Raw genomic sequence first — 19,785 nt, 5'->3', positions numbered from 1 at the left:
TCCTTAAAAAGCATCCAACATGAAATGGATGCTTTCTTGTGTTATTACCGTTAACTCTTCATACATTGAGAGTAAAGGAAGGTGTTACACATTGAATCAATCAACAAGAATTCTAACAAAGTTAACACTCATTCCATTAAATTTTTTATATCGTGCCACATTTTTATTTACAAAAGAAAAAACCGTATGGGAAATTAAGAAAGAACAACAGCAAGCACTTAGTATTAAATGGGGTGCAATACAAAGTAAAACAAATGGTCCATATATAAACTTTCAGAAAGAAAAGGAACTCATCCACCGGATAAGAAAAGAAACAGAAGAAAAAAACAAAAACAATATAACGAGAACTTCAGCATATCTTTCATTTTTTAAAAAACATCCGGAGATTCATTGGTCCTTCTTAGCCCATATGGTATCAAGAAACGCTGGCTATTTCATGACAGATTTAAAAGGCGAATTTTTATCACATATCCTTGAAGAGGGGTTTTCGAGGCAGCTTTACGACGTGATTGAAAAAGGAAACAGTATCATTTTTCAAGATGCATACCCGCAATTACTTATCTATGAAGAAAGTAAAAAGAGACAAAAACCCCTGTTTTTCTTATGTAAATATTTTAATATCTCACCATTTATGGAGGGAGTATGGGATCTTTTTTTTCAAAGTGACAGGAGTCCGCTTTTACAGACAGCACTAATCATTAATGAACAAAGTCATATTGAAGAACTACTGATTAAAACAGATGAATTTCAAGCTTTAATCCGTCAACTATCTTATCGCTTGCAACAATGGCTGCACTTATCTCAAATTCTTTTTCCAGTATTTCCTTTTAAAAAAACGACAGGAAAAACCATGCAGAACTTCGAAAAGCTAGAGAAACGAATTGCATTAGGACAGAATTTATATATTCTCCTCTTTCATTCAGACCATTTTGATTCCGTTTTTCAATTTGCTTGCGATTTTCCTCACACGGGCTCACGATCGGACTACGATCCGGAGGTTTTTACCCATCAACCACTAACAAAAGCTATTTTTAAAGAAAAGCTGTCCTTATTTAAAACTAAAAATCATCAAAAACTCTATAGTCCTAGTTGGAAAGATGCGTGGGATCAAACGTATGACGGACCTTTTTCCCCCTCGAATTGGTTTACTGAAGAAAGCAAAGTATGGCCAAAAATCAGATTGGTTAAAAAAACGAGTTCTCACGTTTGGATGGCTTATTGGGCAGGTCTTCATAAAATGGAAACAGCATACCTTTTAAAGCATTATAGCCGTTTATTCAAAAAAAAATAGAAGCCTCCAAAAAAGCTTCTACTTAAAGAATGAAAGGATGTTACCCATCTGCTGCGCAAGCCCCATTACCTGATTGGCGCCGCCCATAGCTTTACTAAATGTAAATCCAGTTCCTTGGTTATTGTTTGTTTGCATAGAAGCATTTTGATTTCCTTGTTGCTGTTGTTGACCAAAAGGCATTCCCTGCATTCCTGGCATTCCGGGCATACCTTGCATCATTGGATGCGGAGCAACGCCAGGTGGCATCATTGGCGGCATATATGGCATATACGGCTGATTAAATCCTTGTGCATATGCTTGTTGAGGATTTTGAACTGGAGCTTGAGAATAAGGGGGTCTGTCTGGTGGGGTATGGGTTTGTGAAAAAACCTTGGCAGAAGGAGTGGAAAATGGATCGTACCCTCCATATGGAAACATTCTTACAGAATTGTCTTTCAAAAAAAATCACCTCATAATAGTTTCATTATAAGTATATTCATCTTTTAAAAAAGGGACATAACCAGAAGAGGGAAGTGATGAAAACGCCCTGTCCAATTTTGAGATTTTATTGTAAATTGGACATTAACAGGTGACTAGTGAAGTAAAACAAATTTATAAAAATATTAAAAAACGCACGAGCAAAAATACTCATGCGTTCTTCTCTTCCTCTTAAATTAAACCACAGGGACTTTTTCATATTCTTTTCTTAATGTTTTTGATCGCTTGGCAGCATTTTCTACTGCGGCTTCAATCGCTCTGCCACCACCATATTTATCGAGGGCATGAAGTCCTGCAGCAGTCGTTCCATTGGGAGATGTTACCTTTTTCCTAAGTTCTGCAGGGGAATCACTTGATTCCATTACCATCTTACTTGCACCATATAAGGTTTGTGCAGCAATCTCTCTTGCAAGTTCTCGGTCAAGTCCATTTTGGACAGCTACATCTTCCATATGCTCGAGAAGATAATAAAAATAAGCTGGACCACTTCCTGCGATTCCAGTGAAAACGTCCATTTGTTTCTCGGAAATGATTTTCACTCTACCGATTGCCTTCGATAATTCTTGAGCTAAATCCAAATCATCATTTCTGACAAACTTCCCAGCACTAATACCTGTTATGGATTCACCAATCATACTTGATGTATTTGGCATAATACGTATTACGGGAAGTTCTTTGCTAATTATTTCTTCAATAAATCGTGTAGAGATACCAGCAAGGACAGATAAAATGATGTGATGATTTCGCAGATGAGGACGTAACTGTTGTAATACCTCTTCTGCTTGTTTTGGTTTTACCGCAAGAATAATCACATCTGAATGTTGAAACGATACATCCTCAATTGATTCTGCACAAATTTGATACTTATCAATTAATTCAATTCTTCTTTTAACATTTGTATGGTTCGCTGCAGTAATTCTGTCTGGTGAGATTCCAGCTTTATAAATGAAACCAGAAATCATAGCTTCAGCCATTGAACCTGCGCCAATAAAAGTAATATGTTTGTATTTAAGCATGCAACCCCTCTTTCAAAATATAAGTATTATTTATAAAGTACTATGTTAACATGTTCACAAAAAGATGCAAGTTTATCTATTCTTTATTTCAAGATTGTAATATGCTTTTTACATTAACATTGAAAAGATCCTATATGGAGGGGAATTATGAAATTTTATATGGCATCAGGTTTTCAAAATAAAGAATTAGTAAAAGAAATGAGTTTACGTATTGAGGAAACATTGGGGTGGAAACTAACCTATGACTGGACTCAAAATTCAAGGGCGCAAACGGTTGAAGATCTTGCTGATATTGGTGCAAAAGAATTTAAAGCGGTCATGGAATCCAATGTTGTGATTGTGATTCTGCCCGGTGGAAAAGGGTGTCATACAGAGCTTGGAATCGCACTTGGCAATCAAAAGCATGTTTTCTTATATGACCCGAACAGAATCCTCAATCAGCTTAGCGAGGCTACTACCTTTTATTTTTTACCAGAAGTTAAACATTGGAACGGCAAACTAGATGAGTTAAAAACATTATTATGATCATTGGGCCTCTACAAAAGAATTATTTTTAAATGTGGTTATCGTCTTTTGTGCAATTCTTGTATATCCTTCATCATTGGGATGGATGGAGTCATGTAACCATTTTTCCATATCTTCCGTTAAAAGAGCATCACTGACAGGTACGACTAGTGCAGGTTTATGAGATAATGCTGTCTCATAAGCGATTAAATTCCAATCATTTAATAACTTTTCTGTGGCAGGATAGTACTTTTGCTCAGAATTAACTACATTGTATAACTCGTTTAAAACAAGAATGGCATCAGGGTTAAGTGACCGTATTTTCTTGAAGATATCTTGCAAATTTTCTTCATAATTACTCTTAACATCATCATAGCTTTGAATGGCTTTTAAAGGACCTTCTTTTTTTGCAATCTGAACAAGATCATTGCCGCCAATGTTTATTGAGATAATATCAGCTTTTTGTACTGATTCTTGAACAGCTGGTATTTGGAGCTGGTTTAATAACCCTTGACTAGTTGCTCCAGAAACACCTTGATTTTCAAGAATAAATTTCTTTGTTGTTAAATTTTCAAGGTTTGAGTTCACTCTAATGGCAAACCCGCCTTTGTCAGAACCTCTTCCTTGTGCAACAGAATCACCTAAAACTAGATGATAATAGGAGGACTTCGAACTTTCTTTTAAATAATCAATATACGTAATCTGCTTTACTTTTGTATTTTTACTTTTAACAACTACAGATTCTTTTTTAATCTGATTTATTTTATACTGTGGATAGTAATACCATCCGGCTGTGCCAATTGAAAGGAATAATAGCAACAAGAGAACAATATACCTTTTTTTCATCATTTTCTCCTCCATGATCACAATCTTATCTGTTTTTTAGGCTCTTTTCTAAAAAATTGTAGCTAATGGTCATTTTCATCTCTTCTTTGATAGTTGATTGGAGTGCAAGGTGAAAGACTCATCAAAAAGAAAAGCCGCTTGCTCACCGCTCGCCCCGGTGGAAAGCGAGCAACCTGGAGCGGAAATTAACAACTTTCAAAAACAACAAAATTTACGAAAATAGCCTTTTATTAAGAAAAGATCATCTAATTAAAATAGATAATATCATACAAAAAGAGAATAGGGTGACTATTTGGAAAACAATTCGCTTAAAATACCCATTATCATACCGATGGTCATTGGAATCATCGCCATTTCATTTTCTTCTATATTTGTAAAGTGGTCGGAGGCACCAGTTTCTGTTCAAGGCATGTATCGATTGTTATTTACGCTAATTCTCATGCTTCCATTTGTCTGGAAACACTTTGGAGCTATTAAAAGGATATCATTAAAAGAATACATATGGTTGTTTTGGTCTGGGACCTTTTTGGCACTTCATTTTTTATTCTGGATGGGATCGTTAAAATTAACGACAGTTGCAAGTTCTACGATATTACTGTCATTGCAGCCTGTTTTTGTAATGCTTGGTGCTTATATTGCCTTTCGTGAAAAAACTACAAAATCAGCGATAATTGGAATGATGGTTGCCATAATAGGAGCTATCATGATCGGTTGGGGGGATATCGGTATCTCCATGCAGCATATTCAAGGTGACATGTTATCTATATTGGGAACAGTCGTTGTCGCTGTTCATATGCTCATCGGTCAAAAGCTATTAAAGTCAATCCCTGCAACCGTATATAGTTTTATTGTCTTTTTAACTGCTGTTTTCGTTTTTGCCATGTATAATTTGCTTTTTTCGATACAGATGACAGGATACTCAGGAAGGGAGTGGGGTATATTTGTATTGCTTGCACTTGTTCCAACCCTTTTTGGACACGTATTATTTAATTGGCTCTTAAAATACGTAACAGCCGCCACCATTTCAATGGCTATTTTAGGAGAACCTGTTGGTGCAACTTTACTCGCCTATTTGTTTTTAAGTGAAGCATTAACCGCAACGCAATGGATAGGCGGTGCCATCGTCCTTTCGGGATTATATTACTTTTTACAGAATACCCGAAAACAAAAGAAGGATAAACCTCCAGCTCCAATAAAAAACCCAGTAACACCTGGTCCAATAGTAAAAAGAGGATAAAACACCTATTAAAGTTTCTTTTTCTGTTCTTTTTCATCTCGTTCTTATATGATGAAACAAATATATTATAAGGAGTTTGATTTTATGAAAAAGCCGTACGAAATTGCCACGTTCGCGGGAGGCTGTTTCTGGTGTATGGTTACACCCTTCGAGGAATGGCCAGGCATTGTTAAAGTAGAATCAGGCTATACTGGCGGTCATAAAGACAACCCTACGTACAAAGAAGTATGCAGTGAAACGACAGGACACTTCGAAGCGGTACAAATCACATTTGACCCTTCAGTGATTTCTTATGAAAAAATTGTGTCTGTTTTTTGGAAGCAGATTGATCCAACGGATGAAGGCGGCCAGTTTTACGATCGTGGAGACTCTTATCGAACAGCTATTTTTTATCATGATGAAGAACAAAAGTCGATTGCAGAGCGAACTAAAAAAGAAATAGAGGACAGTGGCCGGTTTAATAAACCCATTGCCACTTTAATACTGCCTTCTAAAAGGTTTTATAAAGCAGAAGAATATCACCAAGAGTATCATAAGAAAAATCCATTCCATTACAAACGTTATCGACAAGGTTCAGGACGCGACAAATTTATAAAATCACATTGGGTCGATAAAGAAAAAAAGGAAGAGATCCTAAAAACATTGAGTCCTGTTCAATATAACGTGACACAAAATGATGCAACAGAACCTCCTTTTCAGAATGAGTACTGGAACCATAATGAAGAAGGGATTTATGTGGATATTGTTTCAGGGGAACCCCTGTTTAGCTCTATTGATAAGTTTGACAGCAGCTGCGGTTGGCCAAGTTTTACAAGACCTGTACGTTCTTCTACTGTCGACGAAAAAGAGGACCTTTCTCACGGTATGATTCGAACAGAAGTAAGGAGTAAAGAGGCCGATTCTCATCTCGGCCATGTTTTTACAGATGGACCTAAAGACAAAGGTGGATTGCGTTATTGCATTAACTCAGCTTCCATCCGTTTCATTCCGAAAGAACAACTAAAAGAAAAGGGTTATTCTGAATATTTGACTCTATTTGAAAACAAATAAACCAGCCAATTGGCTGGTTTTATTTTTCATTTTCTGTGGAAAAGGAATGAGATTGTATAAATTTTAAACGGGTGAATAAGAAGACAGCTCCTGCTGATAATCCAGAAATGAGACCGATCCAATAACCGAATGCACCAAAAGAAGTAAAATTAGCTAAATAATATCCCACTGGCAAACCTAGAACCCAATAGGAGATAAAAGATAGCATGAATGTCACATTTACGTCTTTGTATCCACGCAAAGCTCCTTGTATAGGAGCTCCTATCGCATCAGCAAGCTGGAAAAAGACTGCGTACCATAAAAAAGAAGTCGTTAACTGAATCACTTCACGTTCATTTGAATAAATTCGTGCAACTTGTTCATCAAATATCATTAACAAGGCAGAGAGGAAAACGGCAAAGCCAATAGCTGTAAAAATACCAATATAACTATATTGAGCTGCGTCTTTGTAACGTCTCGCTCCAACTTCAAACCCAACGGCTATCGTTAATGCAAAAGAGATACTCAATGGAAGCATATATAAAAAGGATGCAAAGTTTAACGCAGCTTGATGCGCAGCAATCGTTACGGTATTAAAATCACTCATGAGTAACGTTACAGCGGCAAAAATACTCACTTCAAAAAAGATGGCGAGACCTATCGGGACTCCGATTTTTAATTGTTCTTTCCATGCTTTTAATGAGGGCTTATAAAAGGTATGAAAAATGTTGTAGTTTTTGAACGGACTCACTTTTACAACGATGATGAATGTCACAAGTGCCGTTATCCAATAGGTAATCGTTGATGCAACACCAGCACCAATCCCACCAAGTTCAGGAAAACCCCATTTTCCGAAAATGAATAAGTAGTTAAAAAAGGCATTTACGGGCAGTGCAAAAAGGGTAACGAACATCGTAATCCTTGTTTGTCCTAAGGCATCCATGAAGGATCGGAGTGCACCGTACAAAAACAGAGGCAAAATCCCAAAAGAAAGAGCAACTAAATACCCTTTAGCCACTCGGGCTACTTCTTGTTCAAGTGACATTGCTTGCAAGATGGGATCTAATACGACTGAACCAATGATGATTACAATAATTGAAATTACGACAGATAAATAAACAGCTTGAAGCACTGCTTTTGGTACAGTTTTATTATTTTTAGCGCCTTCAAGTTGAGATACAATAGGTGTAAGAGCCATTAAGATGCCGTTTAATCCCGTAAAAATGGGAACCCAAAGACTTGTTCCGATGGCAACACCTGCAAGCTGTTTAGCACCAGCATGACCACTCATTACAGTGTCAAAAAAATTCATTGCGTATAACCCGAGCTGGGTTATGAGAACCGGTATAACTAACATTAGGAAATATTTGTATTTATCTTTTAATGTATGAGTTTGGAACATGAGCATACTTCCTTTATCGTTTTGACTGACAAATCAAGCTAATGCATTATATCATAAAAAATAACGAGACGAACCTTAAGGAGTAGTTATGAGTGTACAATTTTTATTTGAAGTTCAATCGGTATCACCAGGAGCTCAAGATGATGAGAAAATAGTACTTGTTTCAACAGAACTATTATATAAAAGCAGCGGTGAAACCATTTTTACAGGTATTATTCCTGTCAGAGTTACAGAACATGGTGTCTTTGTTTCCATAAGTGCTGTATCTTCAGCTTTTACATCGAAATATTTACGGACAGAGACATTGTTCAGGCTTAAGCGTTACATCAAAAGAATGAAAGATTACTTAGATTTAGATGAAATGGAATAAGTTGACTTTTCAGTATATGCTTCATATAATATGAAAAACTAAAGAAAAGAACATTAATGAAAAAGAGAGTACTCTGTTTTGTTAGGTATAGCGAGCCAGGGACGGTGAAAGCCTGGTCCAACTTTTCAGAAGAAACGCACTTTGGAAATGTTTGCTTGAACTAAAACGTAGAGCAAACCGGGACAACCCGTTATCAATTAAAGCGGCCTTTTTAAGGCAATCAGAGTGGTACCGCGGTAAATATCCGTCTCTTCTATTATAGAAGAGGCGGTTTTTTTATTAGGAGGGAATTTTAATGAATGAGAAAAATGAATTTGCAAATTATCTAAAAAACGCCATTGGAGATGGTCTGTCCACTGAGCAAATCGAAGCAATGATTGAAAAACCAAAACAGATTCATCAAGGTGACCTTGCATTTCCATGCTTTCCATTAGCTAAAATCTACAAAGCTGCACCTCATCAAATTGCAAATACGTTGATAACAGGTAAACTGCCGACTCTTTTTGAAAAAGTGGAGACGGCTGGCGGCTATGTAAATGTCTTTTTAAATAAGAAATTAGCAGCTTTCCAGCTTTTATCAACAATATTAAAAGATAAAGAGACTTACGGAAGTCATTCATTTGGTAAGGGAAAAAGGATTGTGCTTGACTTATCCTCTCCAAATATCGCAAAACCCTTTTCGATGGGTCATCTGCGCTCTACCGTAATAGGTTCTTCCATTGCCGCGATAAGTGAAAAATGCGGTTATGACACTGTGAAGATTAACTATATTGGCGATTGGGGAACACAGTTTGGAAAATTAATATCTGCTTATTTAAGATGGGGAGAAGAAGACAAAGTAAAAGTCAATCCTATTCCAGAACTTTCAGCAATATACGTCCGCTTTCATGAGGAAGCAGAAATGAACCCATCTTTAAACGATGAAGGAAGACAATGGTTCAAGAAATTAGAGGATGGGGACCCACAAGCTACACATCTATGGATTTGGTTTAAAGACGTTTCATTAAAAGCCTTTCAAAAAATCTATGAACTTTTAGGAGTGAATTTTGATTCATACAACGGTGAAGCCTTCTTTAACGATAAGATGGATCAAACCGTAAAAGAGCTTCAAGAGAAAAATCTACTAGAACATTCCGACGGGGCATTGATTGTAAAGGTAGGCGAAGACCTTCCTCCTTGTTTAATTAAAAAATCTGATGGGGCAACTCTTTATGCAACCCGTGATTTAACAGCTGCCATCTTTAGAAAAAATGAATATGATTTTGATCAAGCTTTTTATGTAGTTGGACATGAACAATCACTCCATTTTGAACAAGTGAAACGATCGTTATGTAAAATGGGTTATGGCTGGTCAGATGACATGCATCATGTCCCTTTCGGACTGATCTTACAGAATGGTAAAAAGATGAGCACAAGGAAAGGCCGAACTGTCCTTCTTGAATCTGTTCTTTTAGATGCCATTCATTTAGCAAGAACAAACATACAAGAAAAAAATCCTGACTTAGTGGAAGTAGATGAAGTAGCGAGACAAGTGGGGGTAGGTGCAGTTATTTTTCATGACTTAAAGAATGAAAAAGGAAACGATGTGGAATTTTCTCTAGAGCAAATGTTAAAGTTCGAGGGAGACACAGGACCCTATGTTCAATATACAGCAGCAAGAATCCAAACCTTATTAGGAAAAGGAAACTTTAAGGGACATATACCTGACGACATTACAATTGAAGAAGAAAGCTGGGAGATTTTTTCTACATTAAATGAATTTCCTAACGTTATTCTCCTTGCTTTTAATCGAAAAGAACCATCTATTCTATCTAAATATCTTTTGAAGCTTTCTCATAAATTCAATCATTATTACGGAAATGTGAAAATATTAAACAGCCCAGAGACATTAGAAAGACTAGCTTTATGCGCCTGCATTCACATCGTTTTAAAAGAAGGGCTTCGTTTATTAGGAATGCAAACGCCAAATCGAATGTAGCTGGGAGTGTGAGAAATGATTGAATGGTCAGCTAGTTTAAAGGATTGGGTAATTCGAAATAGTGAACTCGATAATCTTTTTGAAGTGCAAGAGTTAAAAGGAGCTACATCTTCACTTCTCTATCTCTTGAGTGATTCCGGTCAAAAGAAAGCGGTAATTCGTTTTTATACGAACCATGAATGGCTGAAAGAGGAACCTGATCTTGCCAAACATGAAGCCTCTTCATTGATCCAAGCAGACACAAGTGAGATTAACACTCCAAAGCTGTACGCATATACTTTTAAGAAAGAGATTTCACCGTATCCAGCAGTCTTAATGAGTTATATCCCAGGGGAAGTAATGTTACCAAAACACCCTAAACAAAAGTGGTTAAAAGGTTTAGCTACATTACTTGGAACGTTTCATAGAACGGAAATAAACGATCCATTTCCTTGGCATCATAAGACTTATAACGACATTCATCTCATAACAAATCCAACATGGTCAAAGTATGAATCTTTGTTTATAGAGGCGATACAGTTTGCTAAAAACTATCATCCCAGTTCAAATATCGGGTTTATCCACCGTGACTTCCATCCTGTAAATGTTTTATGGGAAAAAGGAGAGGCTACAGGAATTGTAGATTGGCCAAATGCATGCTGGGGTCCTAAAGAAGTAGATGTCGGTCACTGCCGATTAAACCTTGCTCTTTTGTATGGGATAGAAGCTGCAGATCATTTTTTAAAGTTTTATATAGAGGAAACAAAAACACTGACTGCAGATCAACCTTACTGGGATTTGATCACTATGTTTGATTTTCTACCTGAGCCGAACGTTTATCCTCCTTGGCTTGAGTTAGGAATGAATCACTTAACTGAAGGGTTGATAAAGAGCAGGTATGATTCATATTTTTTGAGCATTCACCGATCGATTGTAAAGAAATAAAAAATGGAGTTAACTTACTGGCAAAACTTCTCGATTCCGTTATATAATCTTATAACTTAAACTCATTTGGAATCGAGGAATTCTTCATGAAAACGTACAGTGAACAAACAAAGGGTGTCTGGTATGCAGCCTTAGCATATTTGATTTGGGGAGTTCTTCCTTTATATTGGAAGCCATTAGATCAGGTGGGCTCTGCTGAAATTTTAGCTCATCGAATATTTTGGTCATTTGTTCTTATGCTAGCCGTTTTATTTTTATTAAAACGAAAAAATGATCTTAGTCGAGATGTGAGAATTCTTTTTTCAAGTAAGAAGCAATTTTTATCCGTATTCATCGCATCATTATTAATCAGCGGAAACTGGTTAATGTACATTTGGGCGGTAAATAATGATCATGTTGTGCAAGCAAGTCTAGGTTATTATATCAATCCACTTGTTAATGTTGTTTTAGGAATATTAGTGTTAAAAGAAAAGTTAAACAGTTGGCAGATTGTTTCCTTTATTATTGCGGCTTGTGGTGTTTTTTTATTAACTTTCCAATACGGAAAATTCCCCTGGGTCGCTCTAATTCTTGCGCTATCCTTTGGTCTTTACGGACTTGCTAAGAAACTTGGCAGTTTTGACTCGTTAACAGGGCTAACGTTTGAAACGATGTTTGTCGTTCCGGTCGCATTTATATATTTATCCTATCTTCAATTTAACGGGATTGGTTCTTTTATTTCTGGCGGGACAGTGACTTCTGTTCTCTTATGGGGAGCAGGACTTGTTACAGCCGTTCCGCTCGTATGTTTTGCGCTCGGTGTTAAGCGAATAACCATGACGATGACAGGTTTCTTACAATATATTGCACCCACGATCATGTTGCTGCTAGGTGTGTTCTTGTATGAAGAAACGTTTACGCCCATTCATTTACTTTCTTTTACATTGATCTGGCTTGCCCTTCTAATTTTCACCATAAGTAAAACAAAATGGGCAAATTATCTCATCAATCGTAAAAAACAAAATTCACTTTCCGCAAAAATATAGTATAATGGCAATGACCATTGCTTACAGTTGAAACCTTATCAATGATAAGGTTCTTTTCATTCATCGTTTGAGAGCGCTTTAAATAGGGAAAAATCTATTGCGAGAAATGATGAATCACCTGTTAACAGCAACAGCACAATACTTACAAAGGGAAGCAGGAGGGAACAAAAGATGAGTCATCAACGTTCCAAATCAGAAAATCCTTGGCAAGGGCTAAATGGACCAAACTTGGCCTATGTCCTTGAACTATATGATCAATATAGAGTGGATCCGGAATCTGTTGACAGTTCATTCAAAGAAAAATTTGATGCATGGGGTCCACCAAGTGAGGGACCTGCAACAAATGAACGTACTGGACAGAGTTTTGATGGAATGGATTTAGAGAAGCTTGCAGCTGCACTGAAACTAGCTGAAAATATTCGCACTTATGGGCATTTAGCAGCCAACCTATATCCAGTAGGAGAATTTCCTAAGGACACTCACCACATTGACCCGAAAGAATTTAACTTATCAATTGAAGATTTGAAAGCGATACCACCATCTTTTATTTGGAAAGAAGCTCCATCAAACGTTAAGAACGGTTGGGAAGCCATCCAAATGTTACAAGAGGTGTATACAAAAAACATTGCTTATGAATTTAGTCACGTACATGAAACAGAAGAGCGTCAATGGTTAAACACGATGGTAGAAACAAGCCAGCATTATCCTGATTTTTCGGCTAAAGATAAAAAAAATCTTTTATACCGTCTTTCAGAAGTAGAAGGCTTTGAAAAATTCCTTCACAAAACGTTTGTTGGACAAAAGCGTTTTTCCATTGAAGGGGTAGACATGCTTGTCCCAATGCTTGATGAAGCAGCTAAAGAAGGAAGCCGAGATGGTGCTGAACATGCTTTAATCGGTATGGCACACAGAGGTCGTCTGAATGTTCTTGCTCATGTATTAGGGAAGCCATATGAATTAATTTTCTCTGAGTTTCATCACTCACCAAACAAAGAATTAATTCCTTCAGAAGGGTCTAGAGGCATTAACTTTGGTTGGACAGGTGATGTAAAGTATCACTTGGGAGCTAGCCGATTGTTCGAAGCAGATCAAACGCACAAAATCAAAGTTTCATTAGCTAATAACCCAAGTCATCTGGAATATGTTGATCCTGTAGTTGAAGGGTATACAAGAGCTGCTCAAGAAACAAGGAACAGCAAAGGTTATCCAAAACAAGATACGTCAAAAGCCTTTGCAATATTGATTCATGGGGATGCTGCTTTTCCTGGAGAAGGGATTGTAGCCGAAACACTGAACTTAAGCCGTTTAAGAGGTTACCAAACAGGTGGAACACTTCATATCATAGCAAATAACTTAGTAGGTTTCACAACTGACAGTAGTGATTCTCGTTCTACAAAGTATGCGAGTGATCTTGCTAAAGGGTTTGAGATTCCAATTATTCACGTGAATGCAGATGATCCTGAAGCTTGTATAGCCGCTGTTCATCTCGCTTATGAATATCGTAAGAAGTTTCAAAAGGATGTTCTTATCGACCTTATTGGATACCGTCGATTCGGACATAACGAAATGGATGATCCTTCTGCAACACAGCCTAAATTATACAAACAAGTAAACAGTCATCCAACAGTTCGTGACGCTTATGCGAAGCAGCTCGTTAAAGAGGGTGTACTATCAGAAGAAGATGTAAAAGGAATGGAAGAAGAAGTTTTAGCAAAGCACCAAACAGAGTATGAAAAAGTACAAGGACGCAAAGAAAAATTCAAACTGGAAGACACTCGGCTTCCGGATCCATTATCGAAAGCACTTCCTGATATCGATACCACAATTTCGGTAACAGAACTGCAAGAGTTAACGGAAAAGATGCTTCAATGGCCAGAAGACTTTAACGTATATCCTAAGATCAAACGAATCCTAGAACGCAGACGCAAAGCATTCCAAGGTGAAAAAATCGATTGGGGTATGGCAGAAACACTTGCTTTTGCTTCCATTCTAAAAGAAGGTACTCCTATTCGAATCACAGGGCAAGACTCAGAGCGTGGAACATTTGCGCAAAGACATCTTGTATTGAATGATAGTGAAAATGGCAAGAAATTTTCACCTCTGCATGGGATGGATGATATCAACGTTTCATTTGCTATTCATAACAGTCCATTATCAGAATCATCGGTTGTAGGATTTGAGTATGGATACAATGTTTTCGCACCAGAAACACTTGTCATTTGGGAAGCTCAGTATGGAGACTTTGCAAACGTTGCACAAGTTCTATTTGATCAGTTCCTGTCAGCAGGTCGTGCGAAATGGGGACAAAAATCAGGTATGGTTCTTCTTCTCCCTCACGGATATGAAGGACAAGGACCTGAGCACTCCAGTGCACGATTAGAGCGTTTCTTGCAGCTTGGTGCTGAAAACAACTGGACGGTGGCCAACGTCACTACGGCAGCGCAATATTTCCACTTATTAAGACGTCAAGCTAAGCTTCTTTCGATGGATGAGGTTCGTCCTTTAGTCGTAATGACACCGAAGAGCTTGCTTCGTGATACAAAAGTGGCTTCTGTTGCGGAAAGTTTCGAGACAGATCATTTCCAGCCTTTACTTGAACAGAGTGGGCTTGGCAAGGAAAAAGAGAAAGTGAAAAAGATTCTCTTATGTTCAGGTAAAATTGCCATTGATCTAGAAAAAGCTCTAGAGCAAGATCAAGTTTCAAGAACGGAATTCCATATTGTACGCGTAGAACAAATCTACCCGTTCCCGGAAGAAGAGATGACAGCTCTATTAAAGCAATATCCAAACGTTGAAGATCTGATTTGGGTTCAAGAAGAACCGAAAAACATGGGATCATGGCTGTATATCGAACCGAAGTTGCGTTCCGTTGCACCTAAAGGAGCTCACGTATCATACATCGGCAGACAAGAACGCTCTAGTACCGCTGGTGGGGAACCAGATATCTATAAAAAAGAACAAGAACAAATCATACAAACATCGTTAGCACTTGACATACAAACGCGAGAGGGAGGCCGTGAACATGTTTGAAGTTAAAGTTCCGGAGTTAGCCGAATCAATTTCAGAAGGTACAGTTGCACAATGGCTTAAAAAAGAAGGCGAAGCAGTCGTTAAAGGTGAAGACATCGTTGAATTAGAAACAGATAAAGTCAACATTGAAATCAGTGCTGAACGTGATGGCATTTTAAAAAATATTAAAGTAGAGCCAGGTGATACGGTTTCAGTTGGCGACGTAATTGCTTCTATCGTTGAAGGTGATGCTTCATCTGAAACGAGTGAGAAACAAGAAGAAAAACCTGCTTCTGAAGCAAAAGCCGAATCTGTGCCAAAACAAGAGAAGTCTTCTGAAAAAGAAGAAACAAAAGCGGCAGACCGCCCAATCGCATCACCGGCAGCTCGCAAACTCGCGCGAGAAAAAGGCATCGATCTTTCTGAAGTAAGCTCTCGTGATCCTCTTGGGAGAGTCCGTACAGAAGATGTAAAACGTCATTCTGAAAACGGAAGCGAAAAAGCAGCAAGCACTAGCTCATCTAAGGCACCAACACAAGAAAACAAAGCGGTAGAAGCGGTAAATCCAGAAAAGCCTGTGGAACGTGTTAAAATGTCCCGCAGACGTCAGACCATCGCAAAGCGCCTTGTTGAAGCTCAACAAACGGCAGCGATGCTAACCACATTTAACGAAGTCGACATGACTGCGATTAATGAAGTCCGTGCTCGCCGTAAAGACAAGTTCTTCGAGCAAAATGGGGTTAAATTAGGCTACATGTCGTTCTTTACAAAAGCAGTAATAGGAGCTCTTAAAAAGTTCCCGGCAGTAAATGCTGAAATTCAAGGCGACGAAATGATCCTGAAGAAATTTTACGATATCGGTATCGCAGTTGGAGCAGAAGAAGGACTAGTTGTACCGGTTGTACGCAATGCAGATCGTCTAAGCTTTGCAGGTATTGAAAAAGAGATTGGTAACTTAGCTGAGAAGGCGCGTTCTAAGAAGTTATCATTAGAAGACCTTCAAGGCGGGTCATTCACGATCACAAACGGAGGGATTTTCGGTTCCATGCTTTCGACACCGATCCTTAACGCTCCTCAAGTCGGTATTCTAGGGATGCACACGATTCAATGGAGACCAGTTGCAATCGATAAAGAGAGAATGGAAAACCGTCCAATGATGTATATTGCTCTTTCATACGATCACCGAATCGTAGATGGAAAAGAGGCAGTAAGCTTCCTGACTACAGTTAAGCAATTGCTCGAAGATCCAGAGTCATTGCTTCTAGAAGGATAATTCAATGATTGAAAACACCTCTTGCTGCGGCAGGAGGTGTTTTTTGATGAATTGTAAGTTTTTAATTTGGAAACTTGGCGTACGCCAAGGGACATCATTTTTTAAGAGGGGGTTTTGGATACCATTTTCATTTGTTTGGGAGATGAATTTTGTCGAAAAGCCTATAAATATATTTGAAGGACCATAATTTTTTTATGGGCCAATAAATTTTTTTGAAGGCTCATAAACTTTTTTGAAGGCTCATAAATGGCACCAAAGGGCTCATAAATTTTCTTCATAACTCTGAATTACAGAAAAAAAGATTCATCCATTTATCAATAAGACATGGGCAAATTCCACACAACACCATCACTTGCAATCTACAAGTAACAACATTTGCAGGTTACAAGTATACTGTAGAATTTTAGTTGAACTATGCAACTATCAGCGCACTAAAAAAGCGGCTAAAGCTAGCCGCCAGATCCGTTCTATAATAAAGAGACGTTTTAAGGAATTAACAAAATTTTGCCGGTGCTTTTTCTGCTTTCAAGCATTTCGTGTGCCCTTGCTCCTTCGCTCAAAGGATATTCGGTTTGTGATAATTTTAGATTTCCATCTTTGATCCATTGAAATAACTCTTTAGAGCGGGTTACTCGTTCTTTGTGAGTCGTCAGTACGTTCCATAAGTCGCCGCCCGTTAACGTTTTCGAAGTATCCATAAGCATGCGAGGGTCAATCTTGACAGGATCACCGCCAGCCATTCCAAAGAACACAACGGTTCCTCCGATTCTAGTAACCTCAAAACTCTCCATTATCGTAGAGCCAACTGATTCATAAACAACGTCTACACCTTTTCCTGATGTCAGATCCATAATTTCGCTTTTCCAATCTTCTTTATATAGAATAACTGAATCAGCTCCAACAGAAAGAGCAGCTTGACGTTTTTCATCAGAAGAGGTTAAACCGATTGCTATTCCGCCTAACAATTTTATCATTTGGATCAATAACTGTCCCACACCGCCTGCAGCTGCATGAACTAATGCGACATCACCTTTTTTAATGGTGAAGCTGTCTTTTGTTAAATAATGAGCTGTAAGACCTTGCAGCAATAGGCTAGCTGCAGATTCGAATGAGACACCGTCTGGAATGGGTATTGCTTTTTCACATGACACAGCAACGAATTCAGCATTAGCAGCGGGTACATCTGCGAATGCCATGTGATCTCCTACTTTTATTCCTTTTACATCACTTCCTACTTCTTTAACAATTCCTGCTCCTTCATAGCCTAATATATAAGGTGGTTTGCCTTCTAAATGATAATTTCCTTTTCTTCTATATACGTCTGCAAAATTCAATCCAATTGCTTTCATTTCTAACAAAATATCATTTGGTTCGATCGTTGGAGGGGTTATTTCGCGATATTCTAGAACCTCAGGACCGCCAAAAGTATTAAATACAAGTGCTTTCATATTCATTCTCCTTTTCTTTTGATGATCTTTTCCCATTGCTATTGTAACGATATACGAGTTTAATGACTAGGGAAGAGCCTACAGAAAGCTCGGATTGACATTCGGCATACTCCACCATTATCATTTAGTGAAGAGAATGACATACTAAAAGAAACCATTTTTACAGGGGAGAGAATGCTTTGATTCATTTAGACTGGGCAAAAAGACAAACATTGCGTGAGATTAAATGCGTACATACTAACGCAAAGAAGTATATGGTAGATCGTGCATTAACAGAAGGTAAGATGTACGAGTTAAAAAACGAAACAGAAGAATTTTATTTTGTCATTGATAATACAGGTAAAATAGGAGGGTACTATAAAGAGTACTTTGAAGGATAAAACCAAAAGAAAGCCTGTCTCAGTGAGTCAGGCTTTTATCGTATCTTGGTATTAATTATGGATGTATTTAAGCTTTTTTTTATTTAACAATGAGTCCATGAAATCATCAAATTCAGGGAAATTCATTTGCTGAGCCGAGTCTGATAACGCTACAGCAGGATCAGGGTGGACTTCTGCCATGATGGCATCTGCACCAATTGCCATCGCAGCTTTAGCAGCAGGCAGGAGCAGATCTTTTCTTCCTGTTGAATGAGTGACATCTACAACTACAGGCAGATGGGTTTCTTTCTTTAAGATTGGTACAGCGGAAATATCAAGCGTATTTCGAGTAGCTCTTTCATAAGTACGAATACCTCGTTCACACAGAATAACCTGAGAGTTCCCTTGAGCTAAAATGTATTCTGCAGCATACATGAATTCTTCTATCGTTGCTGCTAAACCACGCTTGAGGAGGACTGGTTTATTAACAGATCCTGCAGCTTTTAATAAGTCAAAGTTCTGCATATTCCGAGCACCAATTTGGATCACATCAACATAATCAAGCGCCATCTCAATATCATTTGGATTTAAAATTTCACTGACAACAGCTAGTTGATGTTCATCGGCTACTTTCCTTAATATTTTTAGACCTTCAAAACCAAGCCCTTGAAAATCGTATGGAGAGGTACGCGGTTTAAAGGCACCTCCGCGAATCAAGGTTAGACCTTTAGCGGAAATGACTTCAGCTACTTGCTTTACTTGTTCATAACTTTCTACCGCACAAGGTCCCATAATGAAATGAGGATTTCCATCTCCAATCATTTCACCTTTCACATTAACAATCGTATCTTCTGGTTTCTTTTTACGGGATACTAATAATGCTTTTCGGTTATCATCTTTTTGAAGTTCTAAGCTCGCTTTGAAAATTTGTTTGAATATATGGTGCAAGGTAGAGGTTTCAAAAGGACCATCATTATGAGAAGCGATCAAATCCAGTAAATTTCTTTCTCTTACTGGGTCAAACCTTTTAACCCCTTGCATTTCTTTTAATTTGCCGATTTGTTGAGCAACATTTCCACGTTCGTTTAAAAGCTCCAAGATTTTTAAAGTAACATCATCCATCTGTTTACGTAATACTTCCAATTCGTTTGACACGTTGTTTCCTCCTCTAAATTTTCAATAGTTATCATTTCCTACAAAGCGGCCGCTAATAGGCTTTTTTATTAATCATAATCACACCGGACACTTTCGCGCTTTAAAGCGTGTGTCTCATAAAGTATTGTTTGTAACTTTAAATGGATTTTAGAATAAAGTCAATAGAAATACCTAAAAAATATTATTTTCTTTTTTGTGACCATTTCATCTCTATTGACGAATAGATGAGGGTATTGTAAATTTTAAGAAAAATGAATGAATTTTCTTTACAACAGCGCTTCAACGTGTTAAAACTGTCTATAACTTTATATTTCAAACGCTATGAAAGAACAGAAGTAATGATGGGGTTCCCTGTTGCAGAGAGCTGATGGTGGTGGAAATCAGTACACAGCCCGTCATGAATTACAATTCTTGAGCTGCTTTTTATATAAAAAGCCGGATT

The 19,785-nt window shown here is 37.8% G+C and carries 18 protein-coding genes and 2 other annotated features (1 of these 20 cut by a window edge); of the genes, 12 read left to right on the top strand and 6 right to left on the bottom strand.

All coding sequences use genetic code 11. From position 1 onward, the window contains the following. Window positions 1-91: 91 nt before the first annotated feature. Window positions 92-1,291 carry a DUF2515 family protein gene (locus tag KUV80_RS04370; RefSeq protein ID WP_222461446.1) on the top strand — a complete coding sequence of 400 codons (1,200 nt, stop codon included), beginning with the start codon at window positions 92-94 and terminating at the stop codon, window positions 1,289-1,291. Window positions 1,292-1,309: 18 nt separating this feature from the next. Here KUV80_RS04370 and KUV80_RS04365 read toward each other — a convergent pair whose 3' ends face one another. Together KUV80_RS04365 and proC are read right to left on the bottom strand one after the other, a co-directional pair. Continuing rightward, window positions 1,310-1,729 carry a hypothetical protein gene (locus KUV80_RS04365; protein WP_222461445.1) on the bottom strand — a complete coding sequence of 140 codons (420 nt, stop codon included), beginning with the start codon at window positions 1,727-1,729 and terminating at the stop codon, window positions 1,310-1,312. A gap of 215 nt (window positions 1,730-1,944) precedes the next feature. Next, window positions 1,945-2,784: a pyrroline-5-carboxylate reductase gene (gene proC, locus KUV80_RS04360; protein WP_222461444.1), complete on the bottom strand. Its 840-nt coding sequence runs from the start codon at window positions 2,782-2,784 to the stop codon at window positions 1,945-1,947. A 147-nt stretch (window positions 2,785-2,931) separates the two neighbouring features. Between proC and KUV80_RS04355 the strand changes: the two genes are divergently transcribed. Continuing rightward, the gene (locus KUV80_RS04355) at window positions 2,932-3,309 is read left to right on the top strand and encodes a group-specific protein (RefSeq protein WP_222461443.1); all 378 of its coding nucleotides are present in this window, start codon (window positions 2,932-2,934) and stop codon (window positions 3,307-3,309) included. Here KUV80_RS04355 and KUV80_RS04350 read toward each other — a convergent pair whose 3' ends face one another. Beyond that, a complete protein-coding gene (locus KUV80_RS04350; RefSeq protein WP_222461442.1) occupies window positions 3,310-4,134 on the bottom strand; it encodes a GDSL-type esterase/lipase family protein in 825 nt (274 codons plus the stop codon). Between the two features lie 292 nt (window positions 4,135-4,426). Between KUV80_RS04350 and KUV80_RS04345 the strand changes: the two genes are divergently transcribed. Both KUV80_RS04345 and msrA read left to right on the top strand, forming a co-directional pair. Then, window positions 4,427-5,371, top strand: coding sequence for a DMT family transporter (locus KUV80_RS04345; protein WP_246625020.1), 945 nt, complete (start codon window positions 4,427-4,429; stop codon window positions 5,369-5,371). Between the two features lie 84 nt (window positions 5,372-5,455). Continuing rightward, window positions 5,456-6,421, top strand: a complete 966-nt coding sequence (msrA, locus tag KUV80_RS04340; protein ID WP_222461441.1) for a peptide-methionine (S)-S-oxide reductase MsrA — start codon at window positions 5,456-5,458, stop codon at window positions 6,419-6,421. Window positions 6,422-6,440: 19 nt separating this feature from the next. On the opposite strand, the gene KUV80_RS04335 is transcribed toward msrA, so the two are convergent. Beyond that, complete coding sequence (locus tag KUV80_RS04335) at window positions 6,441-7,802, bottom strand: MATE family efflux transporter (RefSeq protein WP_222461440.1); 1,362 nt, start codon at window positions 7,800-7,802, stop codon at window positions 6,441-6,443. An 88-nt stretch (window positions 7,803-7,890) separates the two neighbouring features. Here KUV80_RS04335 and KUV80_RS04330 point away from each other — a divergent pair, with 88 nt between their 5' ends. From KUV80_RS04330 to KUV80_RS04300, 7 genes are all read left to right on the top strand, one after another. Beyond that, window positions 7,891-8,172 carry a hypothetical protein gene (locus KUV80_RS04330; RefSeq protein WP_222461439.1) on the top strand — a complete coding sequence of 94 codons (282 nt, stop codon included), beginning with the start codon at window positions 7,891-7,893 and terminating at the stop codon, window positions 8,170-8,172. 47 nt (window positions 8,173-8,219) lie between these two features. Next, window positions 8,220-8,427, top strand: a binding site (T-box leader). A 40-nt stretch (window positions 8,428-8,467) separates the two neighbouring features. Next, window positions 8,468-10,150 carry an arginine--tRNA ligase gene (argS, locus tag KUV80_RS04325; protein ID WP_222461438.1) on the top strand — a complete coding sequence of 561 codons (1,683 nt, stop codon included), beginning with the start codon at window positions 8,468-8,470 and terminating at the stop codon, window positions 10,148-10,150. A gap of 15 nt (window positions 10,151-10,165) precedes the next feature. Beyond that, window positions 10,166-11,074 carry an aminoglycoside phosphotransferase family protein gene (locus KUV80_RS04320; protein ID WP_222461437.1) on the top strand — a complete coding sequence of 303 codons (909 nt, stop codon included), beginning with the start codon at window positions 10,166-10,168 and terminating at the stop codon, window positions 11,072-11,074. Between the two features lie 86 nt (window positions 11,075-11,160). After that, window positions 11,161-12,099, top strand: coding sequence for an EamA family transporter RarD (gene rarD, locus KUV80_RS04315; RefSeq protein ID WP_222461436.1), 939 nt, complete (start codon window positions 11,161-11,163; stop codon window positions 12,097-12,099). 171 nt (window positions 12,100-12,270) lie between these two features. After that, window positions 12,271-15,129, top strand: coding sequence for a 2-oxoglutarate dehydrogenase E1 component (locus KUV80_RS04310; protein WP_222461435.1), 2,859 nt, complete (start codon window positions 12,271-12,273; stop codon window positions 15,127-15,129). After that, the gene (odhB, locus tag KUV80_RS04305; protein WP_222461434.1) at window positions 15,122-16,381 is read left to right on the top strand and encodes a 2-oxoglutarate dehydrogenase complex dihydrolipoyllysine-residue succinyltransferase; all 1,260 of its coding nucleotides are present in this window, start codon (window positions 15,122-15,124) and stop codon (window positions 16,379-16,381) included. The genes KUV80_RS04310 and odhB overlap by 8 nt, the downstream gene beginning before the upstream one ends. Before the next feature lie 46 nt (window positions 16,382-16,427). Then, complete coding sequence (locus tag KUV80_RS04300) at window positions 16,428-16,568, top strand: hypothetical protein (protein WP_222461433.1); 141 nt, start codon at window positions 16,428-16,430, stop codon at window positions 16,566-16,568. Between the two features lie 298 nt (window positions 16,569-16,866). Here the strand turns inward: KUV80_RS04300 and KUV80_RS04295 are convergent, their stop codons facing one another. Then, a complete protein-coding gene (locus KUV80_RS04295; RefSeq protein WP_222461432.1) occupies window positions 16,867-17,829 on the bottom strand; it encodes a quinone oxidoreductase family protein in 963 nt (320 codons plus the stop codon). Window positions 17,830-18,008: 179 nt separating this feature from the next. Between KUV80_RS04295 and KUV80_RS04290 the strand changes: the two genes are divergently transcribed. Beyond that, window positions 18,009-18,209, top strand: a complete 201-nt coding sequence (locus tag KUV80_RS04290) for a DUF6501 family protein (RefSeq protein WP_222461431.1) — start codon at window positions 18,009-18,011, stop codon at window positions 18,207-18,209. Between the two features lie 51 nt (window positions 18,210-18,260). Here the strand turns inward: KUV80_RS04290 and KUV80_RS04285 are convergent, their stop codons facing one another. Beyond that, window positions 18,261-19,343, bottom strand: coding sequence for a bifunctional 3-deoxy-7-phosphoheptulonate synthase/chorismate mutase (locus KUV80_RS04285; RefSeq protein ID WP_222461430.1), 1,083 nt, complete (start codon window positions 19,341-19,343; stop codon window positions 18,261-18,263). 312 nt (window positions 19,344-19,655) lie between these two features. After that, window positions 19,656-19,785: a binding site (T-box leader), on the top strand; it runs 75 nt beyond the window's last position.

The sequence above is a fragment of the Fictibacillus nanhaiensis genome (genome assembly GCF_019801215.1).
In the GTDB taxonomy this organism is placed as follows: Bacteria; Bacillota; Bacilli; order Bacillales; family Fictibacillaceae; genus Fictibacillus; species Fictibacillus nanhaiensis_C.
This window is presented reverse-complemented; position numbering and strand designations above follow the sequence as displayed.